The sequence below is a fragment of the Aestuariivita sp. genome (assembly GCF_049276915.1).
Lineage (GTDB): Bacteria > Pseudomonadota > Alphaproteobacteria > Rhodobacterales > Rhodobacteraceae > Aestuariivita.
In genome coordinates this window covers 1-14,361 of record NZ_JBASXK010000070.1, presented here as the reverse complement: position 1 = coordinate 14,361, position 14,361 = coordinate 1, and the positions used below count along the sequence as shown (strand labels likewise).

General features: G+C 57.8%; 14 protein-coding genes and 1 pseudogene. 6 read left to right on the top strand and 9 right to left on the bottom strand.

All coding sequences use genetic code 11. The features are described 5' to 3' along the window. The 5 genes from galE to cysQ form a co-directional block, all read right to left on the bottom strand. Positions 1-854 (bottom strand): UDP-glucose 4-epimerase GalE (galE, locus tag WAO69_RS07035; RefSeq protein WP_422177445.1); only part of this gene is annotated, 854 nt, incomplete at its 3' end. 27 nt (positions 855-881) lie between these two features. Continuing rightward, entirely contained in the window at positions 882-1,775 is an 894-nt protein-coding gene (gene galU / locus WAO69_RS07030) for a UTP--glucose-1-phosphate uridylyltransferase GalU (RefSeq protein WP_422177443.1), read from the bottom strand. A gap of 144 nt (positions 1,776-1,919) precedes the next feature. Then, on the bottom strand, positions 1,920-3,143 hold the full coding sequence (locus WAO69_RS07025; protein WP_422177441.1) for a glycosyltransferase family 2 protein: 1,224 nt from the start codon (positions 3,141-3,143) through the stop codon (positions 1,920-1,922). Continuing rightward, positions 3,140-3,940, bottom strand: a complete 801-nt coding sequence (locus tag WAO69_RS07020; RefSeq protein ID WP_422177439.1) for a 3-deoxy-manno-octulosonate cytidylyltransferase — start codon at positions 3,938-3,940, stop codon at positions 3,140-3,142. The genes WAO69_RS07025 and WAO69_RS07020 overlap by 4 nt, the downstream gene beginning before the upstream one ends. Next, positions 3,940-4,737 (bottom strand): 3'(2'),5'-bisphosphate nucleotidase CysQ, encoded by a 798-nt coding sequence (gene cysQ / locus WAO69_RS07015; protein WP_422177437.1) that lies wholly within the window; start codon positions 4,735-4,737, stop codon positions 3,940-3,942. Before cysQ ends, WAO69_RS07020 begins: the two co-directional genes overlap by 1 nt. Before the next feature lie 119 nt (positions 4,738-4,856). On the opposite strand from cysQ, the gene WAO69_RS07010 reads away from it, so the two are divergent. Continuing rightward, the gene (locus WAO69_RS07010; protein ID WP_422177435.1) at positions 4,857-5,681 is read left to right on the top strand and encodes an ABC transporter permease; all 825 of its coding nucleotides are present in this window, start codon (positions 4,857-4,859) and stop codon (positions 5,679-5,681) included. Between the two features lie 32 nt (positions 5,682-5,713). Here the strand turns inward: WAO69_RS07010 and WAO69_RS07005 are convergent, their stop codons facing one another. Next, complete coding sequence (locus tag WAO69_RS07005) at positions 5,714-6,313, bottom strand: alpha-ketoglutarate-dependent dioxygenase AlkB family protein (protein ID WP_422177433.1); 600 nt, start codon at positions 6,311-6,313, stop codon at positions 5,714-5,716. A 214-nt stretch (positions 6,314-6,527) separates the two neighbouring features. Between WAO69_RS07005 and dnaK the strand changes: the two genes are divergently transcribed. The 4 genes from dnaK to radC all read left to right on the top strand — a co-directional run bounded on the left by dnaK (position 6,528) and on the right by radC (position 11,098). Beyond that, on the top strand, positions 6,528-8,444 hold the full coding sequence (dnaK, locus tag WAO69_RS07000) for a molecular chaperone DnaK (protein WP_422177431.1): 1,917 nt from the start codon (positions 6,528-6,530) through the stop codon (positions 8,442-8,444). Between the two features lie 78 nt (positions 8,445-8,522). Next, a complete protein-coding gene (gene dnaJ / locus WAO69_RS06995) occupies positions 8,523-9,671 on the top strand; it encodes a molecular chaperone DnaJ (RefSeq protein WP_422177429.1) in 1,149 nt (382 codons plus the stop codon). Positions 9,672-9,782: 111 nt separating this feature from the next. Continuing rightward, positions 9,783-10,298 carry a GNAT family N-acetyltransferase gene (locus WAO69_RS06990; RefSeq protein WP_422177427.1) on the top strand — a complete coding sequence of 172 codons (516 nt, stop codon included), beginning with the start codon at positions 9,783-9,785 and terminating at the stop codon, positions 10,296-10,298. Positions 10,299-10,333: 35 nt separating this feature from the next. Then, positions 10,334-11,098 (top strand): RadC family protein, encoded by a 765-nt coding sequence (gene radC / locus WAO69_RS06985; protein ID WP_422177425.1) that lies wholly within the window; start codon positions 10,334-10,336, stop codon positions 11,096-11,098. 43 nt (positions 11,099-11,141) lie between these two features. Here radC and WAO69_RS06980 read toward each other — a convergent pair whose 3' ends face one another. The 3 genes from WAO69_RS06980 to WAO69_RS06970 all read right to left on the bottom strand — a co-directional run bounded on the left by WAO69_RS06980 (position 11,142) and on the right by WAO69_RS06970 (position 14,184). Then, positions 11,142-12,656, bottom strand: coding sequence for a phosphate ABC transporter substrate-binding/OmpA family protein (locus WAO69_RS06980; protein ID WP_422177423.1), 1,515 nt, complete (start codon positions 12,654-12,656; stop codon positions 11,142-11,144). A gap of 68 nt (positions 12,657-12,724) precedes the next feature. Further along, positions 12,725-13,708: a hypothetical protein gene (locus WAO69_RS06975; protein WP_422177421.1), complete on the bottom strand. Its 984-nt coding sequence runs from the start codon at positions 13,706-13,708 to the stop codon at positions 12,725-12,727. 323 nt (positions 13,709-14,031) lie between these two features. Next, the gene (locus WAO69_RS06970) at positions 14,032-14,184 is read right to left on the bottom strand and encodes a hypothetical protein (protein ID WP_422177419.1); all 153 of its coding nucleotides are present in this window, start codon (positions 14,182-14,184) and stop codon (positions 14,032-14,034) included. A 53-nt stretch (positions 14,185-14,237) separates the two neighbouring features. On the opposite strand from WAO69_RS06970, the pseudogene WAO69_RS06965 reads away from it, so the two are divergent. Further along, a pseudogene (locus tag WAO69_RS06965) lies at positions 14,238-14,361 on the top strand (IS3 family transposase); the annotation flags it as partial.

Here is a 14,361-nt window from a genome sequence, read left to right as displayed (position 1 = left end):
CCACCGCGACGTGGGCCTTCCTCGAAAGGCACCTCGCGATTGGTCACCGCGCGTGAGTTCGCGATGACCTCGCGCACGGAAAACCCCTTGCCAGACCCCAGGTTGAAGACCCGGTTCGGCTTTCCCTGCTCAAGCCAGCGCAGGCCAAGTACATGCGCATCGACCAGATCACAAACATGCACATAATCGCGAATGCAGGTCCCGTCAGGCGTGTCGTAATCGGTGCCATAGATCGTCAAAGCGGCGCGCTTTCCCTCGATCGCATCAAACATCAGCGGAATCAGATGGGTTTCGGGGCGATGAAACTCTCCGATCTCGCCATCCGGATCGCTCCCGGCCACATTGAAGTACCGATAGATGACGTGTCGCAGCCCGTGGCTGGCAGAGAAGTTCTCAAGGATTTTCTCAATCGCCATCTTGCTGGCACCATAGGCATTGAGGGGCTCCTGGACGCTGGTTTCATCCATGGTCACACCATCTTGATCGCCATAGGTCGCGCAGGTCGACGAAAAGACGAAGTTCAGACAGCCCGCAGCGACGGCCGCCTCGATCAGGTTCAGACCACCGCCGACATTCACACGCCAGTAAAGACCCGGGTCGCTCATGGCGTCACCAACAAGGGAGAGGCCTGCGAAATGCATGATGGCGGTGGGTTTGTACTTGGCAAAGACCTCGCCGATGCGCGACCGGTCCAACAGATCGCCCTGTTCAAGGGGACCAAACTTGACGGCATCGCGCCAGCCTGTAGCGAAGTTGTCAAAGGTAACCGGAACATAGCCAGCGGCCTTGAGCGCCTTGCAGGCATGTGAGCCGATATAGCCTGCGCCACCGGTTACCAAAACATACTGAGTCACAAGGCGCGCCCCGAGATGATCGTGTTGCTAACTGGCCTTATCCAAGGCGATGATTTCATGCAAGTATCGCGACAAGTCGTCACGAAGATCCTCGCGCGCCAAACCAAATGCGACCGTTGCCTGCAAAAAGCCCGACTTAGAGCCACAATCAAAGCGCTGGCCCCGGAACCGAAACCCATAGACACCGCCCTTTGGCTTGCCGATTTCCTGCGCAATCGCATCGGTCAGTTGAATCTCTCCGCCTGCACCGGTTTTCATCTTGTTGAGATTGCTCAGCACAGATGGATTGAGGATGTATCGCCCGATTACAGCAAGGTTTGACGGTGCATCTTCGGGATTGGGTTTTTCGACCATGGATTTGATCTTGACGACCGCGCCCATCTCTTCTTCGACGTCGAGTATCCCATAGGAGGACGTACGCTCTGGCGGCACCTCCATCGCGGCAACCATGGATCCGCCGGTCTCGTGATAGGCTTCAACCATCTGTTGCAAACAGGGTGTTTCAGCGGCGATCACGTCATCGGGCAACATCACGGCGAAGGGCTCATCTCCGATCAAACGCCGCGCGCACCAGACCGCATGGCCCAATCCCAGAGCTTTATGTTGGCGAATGTAGGCAATCGCACCACTTTCCATATTCGTGGACTTGAGGATATCCAGCAGCTCGGTCTTGCCCTTCTTGCGCAGCTCTTGTTCAAGCTGTGGCGCATGGTCAAAGTAATCTTCAAGCGCGCCTTTGCCGCGCGACGTGACAAAGATGAATTCCTTGATACCAGCCGCACGGGCCTCATCGATCGCATATTGGACCAGGGGGCGATCAACCAGGGTCATGATCTCCTTGGGAACCGACTTGGTGGCAGGCAAAAACCGTGTGCCCATTCCCGCGACCGGGAAGATCGCCTTGGTAACCTTTTTACGCATTGTACCTCACTTGAAATCGTCTGTTTGGCTTTTCGCTTTGATTGACGTGAATAGGGCCCTTTGGCAGGATTTTCCATCAGCATCGGTAATCGCGACCAGAAAGATCAGTCTATTCCTTAACTTGTTGCGCAAAGATTACGCGGCTTACTGATACTTGCTCCAAAGGGCTTCCTCGCGGGCCACACGCCTGCGCAGCATCCAAAGTCGGAAACCGGGGTCTGTCCGCAAGCTCTTTCCGAACAGGCCGCCGCGTTGCTCCCAGTATCCCTCAGGGTGAAAGATGCGGCGATGATAAAACATGGTTGGCGAAAAGACAAAAACCGAAGGGATATCCCCTGCAAGCGCAGCATCCCGGGCCTTTTGGCGCAAGGCTTTTCGCGACCAGATCCGCCCCGATAGCGTCACAGCTTTGCGGTCGGGCTTTGAGGGAAACGGGCGATAGCTGTTTGGTGCAGCACCAAGTTGCGTCAGATCTGACGGGACCCGGGCACTGCCTTCGGCAAAACCCTTGCGCAGCCCTGCCATGATCTGGCGCACATCGCGCGGTTCCAACCGCCCCTCTACCATATAGCGCAGCAACCGCCGCCTCTCCTCCATCACGATCGAGCGCCAACGTTCATCCGAATGCACATCCGGACAATGCCTTGCCAGAAAAACGGCCCAGCTTGCGCCCATCTGCGTCAGGTCGCGCGGGACACGATCCTGCCGCCGTGTGGCATTCTGTTCATAGCCATGATGAACCACTGCAAGCGGCACAATAGCCGTGGAAACCCCGGCTGCGGCCAGGCGCAGATTCACATCGGTTTCATCCAGAAAATAATGATAGTTCGGATCAAACCCCCCAATCCGCGCGATAATCGACCTGCGCAAGGCCATGTTGGTGCCTTCCGTCTTGATCGCGCGTCCCGGTGAGGGTGTCAGCACAACAGGGTCATCGCCCTTGATATCAAGAGCCTGCGCGCGGCCCGCCAGATCAACCGATTGCGCCTGCCATTGCCATGAAATGCCATTGCGCCCGCGTACAAACCCGCCTGCTGCGCCAGTGGCGGGATCGCCGAACGGTTTGACCAGATGCCCAAGCCACCCGGGTTCGGGCACGGCATCGTCATCGATGAAGGCAACGATCTCGGCCGAGGCCGCTTCGATACCGATGTTGCGGGCAACCGAGATGTTGGGTTCGTTAAAGGACAGCGCTTTCACATCAGCACCAGAGGGCCAGCGCCGCACGGCCTCCAACCCGGGCTTGTCGGCGACGACGATCACTTCAAAGCTTGGATAGCGAAGCTGACTGATCCCGGTCAAACATCGGATCAAAGCCTCGGGACGGTTCCGGCTGACCACGATAACGCTGACCGGGGGGTGGGTCATTCAAGCCCCATCTCGGCCATCATCGCCTCGATCTTCACAACGTCTTCGGGGTTGTTCAGCTCCCAGAACTGCCGCCCCCGCGCCTGCACCTCGACACAGAGAACCTGCCGCCCGTTCTCCATGAAGCGAAGCTGTTCCAGGCCTTCAAGCTGCTCCAGCGGGCCGACCGGCCAACCGGGATACGCCGCCAAAGCGTCAGGGCGATATGCATAGACCCCCACATGATGAAACACCGGCGTCTCGTCACCCGCCGCATAGATTTTGGAGGTGAACGGAACCACTTCCTTGGAAAAATACAGCGCGTGGTGATCGCGGTTGAACACCGCCGTCGTGCCACCGACCCGTCCCGCCTTGCGATCGTCAAGAAGGCCGTTCAGCGCGGCCCCGTCACAGCGCAGGACCGGCGTTGCGACCCCGGCTGCAGGTGTGGCGCGCAATCCAGAGACCAGACCTTCCACGAACCAGTGCGGGGTCAGCGGTGCATCACCCTGCAGGTTGACGACAATATCGTACCCTCCGCCCAGCGCCTCATGCGCTTCGGCACAGCGTTCTGTTCCATTGGCGCAAGCTTCAGAGGTCATCACGACCTCGGCACCAAACCCTTCACAGGCGGTACGGATCCGTGTGTCGTCGGTGGCGACAACCACCCGGTCAACACCATTGACCGCCATAGCCGCTTGCCAGGACCGCTCGATCAGGCTCTGCGCGCGTCCGGAAGCCCCCTTCAGCGCGACAAGCGGTTTGCCGGGATACCGGGTCGATGCGTATCGGGCCGGGATTACAATCAGAACCGACATCAGGCCCCCTTCAGTTCCACACCAGGCGCAAGGGCAATGAAGAACGGGTTGGCAAACCCGTCCTTGCAATAGCCAAGCGGACTGTGATCATCAAAACGCACCACTGTGCCTCCGGCCCCTGACAGAACCGCATGACCCGCGGCTGTATCCCACTCCATTGTCCGACCCAGCCGCGGATAGAGGTCAGCCTCTCCGGTGGCGACAAGACAGAACTTGAGGGACGATCCCGCGCTTGTCATGTCGCGCACGGCATATTTGGAAATGTAGTCATCCGTCGCCTGATCACGGTGAGATTTGCTTGCCACCACCATCAAGGCCGAATTGTCCGGCGTTGAGACAGCAATCGGTGTCACTTTGCCCGGTTTCCCCGGATCGAAGGCACCGGTTTCCTCGACCGATCGACCATCCGCCAACGTATAGAACATCCGCCCCCGCGCCGGAGCATAGACAACGCCACGCGTGGGCACGCCGCCCTCGACAAGCGCGATGTTGACCGTGAAATCACCGCGCCGATTTATGAATTCCTTGGTCCCATCCAGCGGATCGACAATCAGAAACGTCTCACCGGACTGGTTGTGGGACTGGGCCTGTTCTTCCGTCACCAGCATGATATCGGGAAAGGCCTCGCGCAAACCGGCCGAGATCAAAGCGTCTGCTGCCTCATCCGCTGCGGTCACGGGGCTTTCATCGGATTTGATTTTTACATCAAAGTCGTCGGCCTCGTAGATCTCCATGATGGTCGCACCGGCTTCGATAGCCAGACGGCGGATCACGGGGATGAGGGATTCATACGACACATTTGATCTCCGTGTTTTGGATTGATTGATCTGTATACTGGCTCCCCTTATGATGTTTAGGTAACGGAACGGCAAGAATTCCGCCGCATTTTGAGGCAGTTCCATGGGATTCAGAAAACATGTTTGAACAGGTCCGGCGGCACAGCCGCCTAACTGTGGCAATACGTATGTTGGAGGTGATCTATCACTCCGTCGTACGCGACGTGCGCAAACAGCACGGCAACGCGTTTCTCGCCATTGGCGTGAACATGCTGCAGATCGTGATCTTTGTTGCGGTCTTTTACGTGATGTTCACGCTACTTGGGCTCCGAGGCCCGGGTGCGATCCGCGGCGATTTCATAGTCTACCTGCTCAGCGGTATCTTTCTGTACATGACCAACATCAGAACGTTGGGAGCCGTGATGGGTGCCGAAGGGCCCAGCAGCCCGATGATGCAAAACGCGCCCATGAACACGATCGTTGCAATCGGGGCCGCTGCATTCGGAGCGCTATACATTCAGGTGCTTACGCTGGCGGTGGTTCTGTTTGGCTATCACGTCATAATCAGTCCGATCACCATCGAGGATCCGATTGGCGCATTCATGATGTTCTTGCTGGCATGGTTCGTCGGCATTGCATTGGGGCTGGTCCTGCTGGCGCTCAAGCCCTGGTTTCCGACGGCTACCATGATCATCTCGACGATATACAAGCGCGCCAACATGATAGCCTCCGGCAAGATGTTTGTCGCCAACACCCTGCCCGGATTCATGATCGCGATGTTCGACTGGAACCCGCTTTTCCACATAATCGATCAATGTCGAGGTTACGCGTTCATCAACTACAACCCACGCTACACGAACTGGGAATACCCGCTGATTGTGGGATGTTGTTTTGTGGTACTGGGTCTGATGGGCGAATTTTATACCCGTCGCCATGCCTCGGCCAGTTGGAATGCCCGTCGCTGATCCGATGCATTCGCAAGACATGGCGACCCGGCTCAGGTCACGACCCGAAGCGTCAGGTTGATCCGTCCGCCTTTGGGCAACAGCATGGATGAGCCAAACCGAATGCGATCCACCCCGTGATAGGTAAGCCGCGCCGCGCCGCCCATGACCACGATATCCCCTGAACCAAGCCAGATCTGATCCGTGGATCCGCCACGTGTCGCGTTTCCCATGCGAAAAAGCGCGTCATCCCCAAGAGAGATCGACACCACAGGCCAGGAGAAATCCGCCTCGTCCTTGTCCTGATGCAGACCCATCCCGGCGGTTTCATCGTAAAAGTTGATCAGGCAACAATCCGGCAATCTCTCTGCATCAACCAGTGCCTCCCAGATTGACAGAACCGGGGCGGGGATTGCCGGCCATGCCTGCCCGCCGGGATGCGTCTTGACATAGCGATAGCCGCGCCGATCCGAATACCACCCAAGCCGCCCGGCGGAACTCATCCGCACGCGCATCGGTTTTCCATAGGGCGTCTGCGGTCGATAAAGAGGGGCCACCTTCAAAACGGGGCGCAGCGCCTCGACCAAAGCGCGCTGCGCTGCAAGGTCAAGATAGGCTTTGTGAATCTCGAAGCCACGCACTCGTAACACCATCGCCGCCTCGTCCTCTCCCAGCAAATGTCTTGAAAATACCCTGAAGATTCCGCCAATCACAGCGTTCAGAACGGTTGCAGCCTTGGATCGCGAACCTTATATACCCCGAGACGCGTCAAGGGTATGCCTCTGGCGCAGACCAAATTCGGGGCAAGGATGCCGGAACGGGTCCGGGCCTCGGGCAATCGCCTTAATGTAAAAAGGGATCAAACACATGGCCAAAGTCATCGGAATCGACCTTGGAACGACAAACAGCTGCGTCGCCATCATGGAAGGCTCGCAACCCAAGGTAATCGAAAACTCGGAAGGGGCACGCACCACCCCCTCGATCGTCGCTTTCACAGATGATGAGCGACTGGTCGGTCAGCCGGCAAAACGCCAGGCGGTGACAAACGCAAGCAACACGGTCTTTGGCGTCAAGCGCCTTATCGGTCGCCGTTTTGACGACACTCACCTTGCCAAGGACAAGAAAAACCTGCCCTTCACTGTTGTTGATGGCGGCAATGGTGACGCATGGGTCGAGGCAAAGGGTGACAAGTATTCGCCCAGCCAGATCAGTGCGTTCATCCTGGGCAAGATGAAAGAAACCGCCGAGAGCTATCTTGGCGAAGAGGTGACTCAAGCCGTCATCACGGTTCCTGCCTATTTCAATGACGCCCAGCGTCAGGCGACCAAGGACGCCGGCAAGATCGCCGGCCTTGAAGTGCTGCGGATCATCAACGAACCCACAGCCGCCGCGCTGGCCTATGGCCTCGATAAAGAGCAAACGCAGACCATCGCCGTCTATGACCTTGGTGGTGGTACATTCGACGTGACCATCCTGGAAATCGACGATGGCCTGTTCGAAGTGAAATCGACCAACGGGGACACATTCCTGGGCGGTGAAGACTTTGACATGCGCATCGTGAACTACCTTGCGGACGAGTTCAAAAAGGAAAACGGCGTCGATCTGACCAAGGACAAGATGGCTCTGCAGCGTCTGAAAGAAGCCGCTGAGAAAGCCAAGATCGAACTGTCGAGCGCGAACCAGACCGAGATCAACCAACCCTTCATCTCGATGGACCCCAAAGGCGGTCAGCCTTTGCACCTGGTGATGAAACTGACCCGCTCCAAGCTGGAGCAGTTGGTAGGTGACCTGATCAAATCCTCGATGAAGCCTTGCGCTGCCGCTCTGAAAGATGCGGGCCTGTCGGCAAGCGACATCGATGAGGTGGTTCTGGTCGGCGGTATGACCCGGATGCCCAAAGTGGTCGAAGAAGTGACCAAGTTCTTCGGGAAAGAGCCCCACAAGGGCGTGAACCCCGACGAAGTCGTGGCCATGGGTGCTGCCATTCAGGCTGGCGTTCTGCAAGGCGACGTCAAGGACGTGGTCCTGCTGGACGTGACCCCACTCAGCCTTGGGATCGAAACACTTGGCGGTGTCTTTACCCGCCTGATCGACCGCAACACCACGATCCCGACGAAGAAATCCCAGATTTTCTCGACCGCCGAAGACAACCAGAACGCGGTGACGATCCGGGTCTTCCAGGGCGAACGGGAAATGGCGGCCGACAACAAGATCCTCGGTCAGTTCAATCTGGAAAACATCCCGCCCGCACCGCGCGGCATGCCCCAGATCGAGGTGACCTTTGACATCGACGCCAACGGCATCGTGTCCGTTTCGGCAAAAGACAAAGGCACTGGCAAAGAGCACAAGATCACGATCCAGGCCTCGGGTGGTCTTTCGGACGAAGACATCGAAAAGATGGTTCGGGACGCCGAAGAAAACGCCGAAGCCGACAAGGAACGTCGTGAGCTGATCGAAGCCAGAAACCAGGCGGAATCGCTGATCCATTCGACAGAAAAGTCGATTGAAGAGCATGGCGAAAAGGTCGACCCGACAACGATCGAAGCGATCGAACTGGCGATCTCTGCGCTCCAGGAAGATCTGGAGAAAGAGGACGTCGGCGCTGACAAGATCCGCTCGGGTATTCAGAACGTTACCGAAGCCGCGATGCGTCTGGGTGAGGCGATCTACAAGGCCAGCCAGGAAGACGATGGCTCGGCCGGACCCGCCGCTGCGGATGAGGCGCGCGATGATGATATCGTCGATGCCGAATTCGAAGATCTGGATAATGACAAGCGTGCGTAAGGCGTAGTAGCTGGGGCATTTCAGGGCCGGCCCGGTGTCCGGGCCGGCCCGATACGTTCCTGCAAAGGGGGCAACACCATGGCAAAACGCGACTATTACGACGTTCTGGGCGTGTCCAAAGGCGCATCCGCCGACGAGATCAAGAAAGCCTATCGCACAAAGGCCAAAGAACTCCATCCGGATCGCAACTCCGGCAACCCGGACGCCGAAGCTCAGTTCAAAGAAGCAAACGAAGCCTACGAAATTCTCAAGGACGGCGACAAGAAAGCTGCTTATGACCGCTTTGGTCACTCTGCCTTCGAAGGCGGAATGGGCGGCGGACGGCCCGGCGGCGGCTTTGGGGGTGGCAGCGGCGATTTCACCAGCGCGTTCTCGGACGTGTTCGATGATCTCTTCGGCGACTTCATGGGTCAACGCGGCGGCGGTGGACGGCAACGTGCCTCACGCGGTTCCGACCTGCGCTACAATCTGCGCGTCTCTCTCGAAGAGGCATATTCTGGCCTGCAGAAAACGATCAAGGTTCCGACACTGACCACATGTGGATCCTGTTCAGGCACTGGCTCTGAAGGATCATCCGAACCAACGGCATGCCCGACATGCTCGGGAATGGGCAAGGTGCGTGCGCAACAGGGTTTCTTCACGGTTGAGCGAACCTGCCCGACTTGCTCGGGAATGGGCCAGATCATCAAGAACCCGTGCAAAGGCTGCGGCGGTGCCGGACGGATCGAGAAAGAGCGCGCGCTGAACGTCAACATCCCCTCAGGTGTCGAAACCGGCACACGCATCCGCCTGGCCGGCGAGGGCGAGGCAGGCATGCGCGGCGGACCTCCGGGCGACCTCTATATCTTTGTCGAAGTGGCCCAGCACGAGCTATTCGAGCGCGACGGCACCAGCCTGTTCTGCCGCGTACCCGTGAGCATGTCCAAAGCCGCTTTGGGCGGCTCCATCGAAGTGCCAACCATCGACGGTGGTCGCGCCCGCGTACAGATCCCGTCCGGCAGCCAGTCGGGACGCCAGATGCGTCTGCGCTCCAAGGGCATGCCCGCCCTGCGCGGCGGGGCGGATGGTGACATGTTCATCGAACTTGCCGTGGAAACACCGGTCAACCTGACATCGCGTCAGAAAGAGCTGCTGGAAGAGTTCGAAAAGCTGAGCGAAGACAACAACCCGGAAACGAAAAGCTTCTTCTCCAGCGTGAAAAGCTTCTGGGACGGCATGAAAGGCTGATCAGGCCCAAACGACCCGCGAGGATCAGGCACGTATTGCCTGCTCCTCGCCCCACCGTTCACGGCATCTGATATCTGGATCAATCGGGCAAAGCGCGGCACAATTGATGCCATGAACAGTTTTGCCCGCTCAGGTTCAATCACTCTGCGCCGCCTGCGCGCGGGTGACCTTGATGCATTCCAAGCGTACCGAACCGACCCAAGTGTGGCCCGTTACCAGAACTGGTCGCGCATGGACGACATCCAAGCGGCCGGTTTTCTCAGACAGATGGAAACCGAACCGCTGCTAGATCCGGGACGGTGGTGTCAGATCGCCGTCGCAGATGCCCTATCCGACAGATTGCTGGGCGATATGGGCCTTTTTCTATCCAACGATGGTGCAGAAGCAGAACTTGGAATCACCCTCGCTCGATCTGCCCAGGGTCATGGCCACGCCACCACCGCAGTGAAGCTGGCATTCGATCTCATTTGGGAAAACAGCCCCGCGCAGATCATCCGCGCCTGGGGTGATCAACGAAATACAGCCTCGCTGTCCCTGATGCGGCGGGCCGGGATGATCCATCTGGGCACCGAGATCACGGATGTGACCGAAGAAGCCTTTGCCCTGCACCGCCCGAACTCCGGTTAACGGAATATTCACCCTACCGGCAACAGAATGACGGCATGATGCAAAGGCCTGCCTTCTCCAAAGCACCGCAAACCCTGTTTGACCTGGATGAGGCTGTGCCAACTCCGCTCAAACCCGGGGGGCGACTGCCATCCTACATCGCGGATCACCGCAAAAGGCTGCGCGCAAGGTTCTTCGAAGGTGGCGCTCAGGCACTTGCAGAATATGAACTGCTGGAACTGATCCTCTTTCGCGCAATTCCACGTCAGGATGTCAAACCACTGGCGCACGCGTTGATGGACCGCTTTGGCGATCTCAACCGCGTGGTGACCGCACCCGCAGCCCGGCTCAGGCAAACCAACGGTGTTGGTGAGGCCGTGATAACCGAACTCAAGATTGTCGAGGCGGCTGCCCACCGAATGGCCCGCGCGCGCGTCCTGCAGCGCCACGTGATCTCAAGCTGGGATGCGGTTCTGGACTATTGCCATACCACGATGGCACATCGCGACACCGAACAATTCCGGGTGCTGTTTCTTGATCGCAAAAACACCCTGATCGCGGATGAGGAACAAGCCAAAGGCACGGTTGATCACGTCCCCGTCTACCCACGCGAGATTGTCAAACGTGCTTTGGAACTCAACGCATCAGCGCTGATCCTTGTGCACAATCACCCGTCCGGTGATCCCACACCCAGCCCCTCGGATATCCAGATGACGGCACAGGTACAATCTGCTTGCGATACACTTGGTCTGGCGCTGCATGACCATTTGATCATCGGCAAAGAACAGGAGCTGAGTTTCAAAGCCCAGGGCTATCTCTGAAAACCGGCGACCGGCGCTCTTTCTGGTTACAAATACCCGAAAGCTACTGCAGCCAAACCTCGACACGGCGGTTCACCTGTCGGCCCCACTCACTGTCATCACAGGCCATGGGCATCGCCTCGCCATAGGCCTCTACCCGGAGCGTCACCCGATCCGGGGCCACTGTTTCAGCGGTTGCAAGAACCGCATCGCGCACCGCTTCGGCGCGACGGCGGGCGATCGTCAGATTGGCGGGCGCAGGACCCTCACCGTCCGAAAAGCCCACGAAACTCAAGATACGCGCATCATACTCACCAGCCTCGATCGCCCGCGCCAGTTGCTCGACGTTCGAGCGGGATTGCGCATCCAGCCGGCTCGAGCCTGTCTCGAACCGGAACGAGGTGGTCAACCGCACCATCGGCCGGAGCGTCGAGACCATCCGCTGTATCTCATCCAAGGTGACTTCGGGACCGGCCGAAGCTATCGCATTGGCAAAACGGTCACCTTGGAGGTTTATCGCAATCTCTTCCGGGGACTGGTCCACGAAACCAACGCGCCGGATCACGATCTGTGCCGCGGGCCCGCGCATGTATCCCAGGAAATCCCGGGCAAGTTTTGGCAGACGTCGCGCAGGCATATAAAGGAACATGGGCGAGGTCAGAGGATAATCCTCGGTTTTGATCGTGCGCCGCGTCGCTTCCAGAGAAAAGCCGCAAGGTCCGGTCAGCGTCAGCATCCGGGCGTTGCCGACTTCTGCATAGCTTGCCAGACCGATGGCGAAGACATCCGTCGTGACGGCCCGGGACAGGGCGCTGCTCACCCTGTGGCGCACAACCCCTTCCGGCAGTTGCAGCTGTGCCGGGCGCAACAGCCGGTCTTCCGCTGCTTGTGCAAGACCGGAACCTGCATCCGGCAGATGCAACTCGATCGGCGCATCCGGGCCACCCAGATCGGACCAATTGGTAATCTGACCGGAAAACACCGCCGCAAGATCCGGCATTGAGATCACCTTGACCGGATTGCCCGGGGCCACGATGGGAACCATTGCATCCAGCGCCAGAACACGGCTGCGATTGCGATCCGTCAGGTCACCCATACCCGCTTCCCGGGCGCGGCTGCGCTCTTCCGGGCGGATCTCGCGAAGCGCCATGACCACATCGGCCTCATCGGCCAAAAGGTCAGCAAATCCCTCATCCGTTGTGGTGATCCGAAAGCCAAATCGCGCGACGATTTTTCCGGTCTGCCCATCGCGCAGAAAATAGTCGATGTTCTGACTGTCCACTGCCTCGCGAGAGACACGCAGCCCGTTGCGCAAGGCGAAGCCTTCCAGCAGCGCAGGCACAAGAACCTCGCCCATCATCGACGCACCGGAAAAATCCACCTCGGCCACAAAATCGATGAGGTTGGGACAGCCCGGCCCCTCGCAGGTCACGCCGGATCCATCGACAGTCAACTCTCCATAGATCGTATCGACGCGATAGAACTGGCCATCAAAGCCAAGCATCGTCCCGCTGATTTCAACGCCACCATCGCGCGACGTCAAAGTCACGTCCTGTGCCGCCAGGGCAAAGGGGGTCATACAAAAAATGAGTGCGGCGAAGAACGCCGCACCTTTGGAACGCAACATGGTGCCCCGAAATTTGCGGATCAGTTGACCGCAACTTTCAGGTCATCGACGAGATTATTCAACACCAGAAAGTCACCAACAGAGTCACAATCGGGTACATTCAGGGTCAGATACTGTGTGCGCACCTGCCCATCCTTCTGAAGCTCGATGGATTGAGCCTCAATTTCCCGCGCACAGTTCTGCGCAGTAACCTCTGCCTCGATGCTGAGGTTGATCTCACCGCTTTGCGATGCCGTGCCCGTGGGAAACGTGTAAACCTCGGCCATGAGGGGTGCCAGCGTGTCCGCGACACCCAGTTGAGTGACAAATCCGCCTTCGCCCATGGCCGCCGCAGTCACGTCGCGCGCAGCGCCCGACCATACATGACCTTCCGAGCCATACTCGGCACCATACTCACGCGCGTGAAGCTGAAATCCGGTTTCTCCGGCCCATTGGAGAGCCACGCGGTCATAAAACCACAGCGAACTCACCTCGGCAGTCGCAACCGAGCCTTCGCCATTTGCGAATGAAACCACCAGCACAGCCATTTCCGAAAAGGCCGGGACCGAAACGCTCAAATCACCGTCCTGATCCGTCACAGCGGTAAACATCAGGCCATTGTGGTGTACAACTGCGCGCTCGTTCACAAGGCAGGGTGCGCTGACATCCAGACGAACCATTGCACCGGCTTCGACCGTGGCCACAGATGTAATGTCACAGATAGGTTCAGCGACTTCCGGCTCGGGTTGAACAAGGGGAAGTGTCTCACCAAGGGCGGCAACGTCAAAGGATAGCTCGGCATTCGGAGCAACAGGCACCAGATCCGTCATATCAACCGATGCAACTGGAGATTGCTGGATCGGAAATGCCGGTTGGCTGAGCGGTTTGAAATCCGCGCGCGCCACCGGTTCCATTTCAACCAGTGCAGCTTGCGGCTCATTCGCCGTGTTCTGCATGAAGAAGCCGATACCCAGCGCGCACAAAAATGTGCCGCCAACCGTGATAAGTCGTGTTTTACCTGTCATAGCCCGTTACCTCTAGACCGATCACTGAACATGTCGGATTAGAGATAGCCTTGCAAAACAACGCGGCGATCCTGTGGCCCCAGTCGGGAACAATTGTGGCACAATCCGGTCTAACCGCTCAGGCAAGCCGACCGTGACAGTGCTTGAATTCATTTGGTGAGCATTAAACTATTGTAAATACACAGTTTTATCAATCCACGCTTTTGGTGCCGAACATTTGCATAACATGTAAGTTATTGAAAAGTATCACTTTTCTAAAACGCTAAGTGCGTGTCTAACTGCACTCTAACACACAAACACCGCAGCTAAACACGCACCAGCACTTACTTAGCAATTGGTTTGCTCAAACCTATCTGCTGCTCAAGTATTGCATCAAGTTCGCCACCAAGCACTGCAAGTTGCAGTTTACGGAGTGTGCCCTCAACTTCATTCATGCTGTTCAGTGCGATAGCATTTTTACCTTTGGCAAGTTCCAACGGCTTTGCACCATAACGCACAGTCAGCTGCACAGTGCCGTCTGCTGCTTCATCGCGTGCGTCGCCTGATGGGCATCATGGGGCTGCAGGCCATCTACAAAGGGCCGAACACCAGCAAGAAGCACCCGCAGCATAAGATCTGGCCATACTTATTGAGAAAGCTGTCGATTACGCGGC

Bases quoted from the DNA above. Each gene is read 5' to 3' on its own strand.
- galU (WP_422177443.1), bottom strand. From the start codon at position 1,775: ATGCGTAAAAAGGTTACCAAGGCGATCTTCCCGGTCGCGGGAATGGGC.
- WAO69_RS07025 (WP_422177441.1), bottom strand. From the start codon at position 3,143: ATGACCCACCCCCCGGTCAGCGTTATCGTGGTCAGCCGGAACCGTCCC.
- WAO69_RS07020 (WP_422177439.1), bottom strand. From the start codon at position 3,940: ATGTCGGTTCTGATTGTAATCCCGGCCCGATACGCATCGACCCGGTAT.
- WAO69_RS07010 (WP_422177435.1), top strand. From the start codon at position 4,857: ATGTTTGAACAGGTCCGGCGGCACAGCCGCCTAACTGTGGCAATACGT.
- WAO69_RS07005 (WP_422177433.1), bottom strand. From the start codon at position 6,313: ATGGTGTTACGAGTGCGTGGCTTCGAGATTCACAAAGCCTATCTTGAC.
- dnaK (WP_422177431.1), top strand. From the start codon at position 6,528: ATGGCCAAAGTCATCGGAATCGACCTTGGAACGACAAACAGCTGCGTC.
- dnaJ (WP_422177429.1), top strand. From the start codon at position 8,523: ATGGCAAAACGCGACTATTACGACGTTCTGGGCGTGTCCAAAGGCGCA.
- WAO69_RS06990 (WP_422177427.1), top strand. From the start codon at position 9,783: ATGAACAGTTTTGCCCGCTCAGGTTCAATCACTCTGCGCCGCCTGCGC.
- radC (WP_422177425.1), top strand. From the start codon at position 10,334: ATGATGCAAAGGCCTGCCTTCTCCAAAGCACCGCAAACCCTGTTTGAC.
- WAO69_RS06980 (WP_422177423.1), bottom strand. From the start codon at position 12,656: ATGACCCCCTTTGCCCTGGCGGCACAGGACGTGACTTTGACGTCGCGC.
- WAO69_RS06975 (WP_422177421.1), bottom strand. From the start codon at position 13,708: ATGACAGGTAAAACACGACTTATCACGGTTGGCGGCACATTTTTGTGC.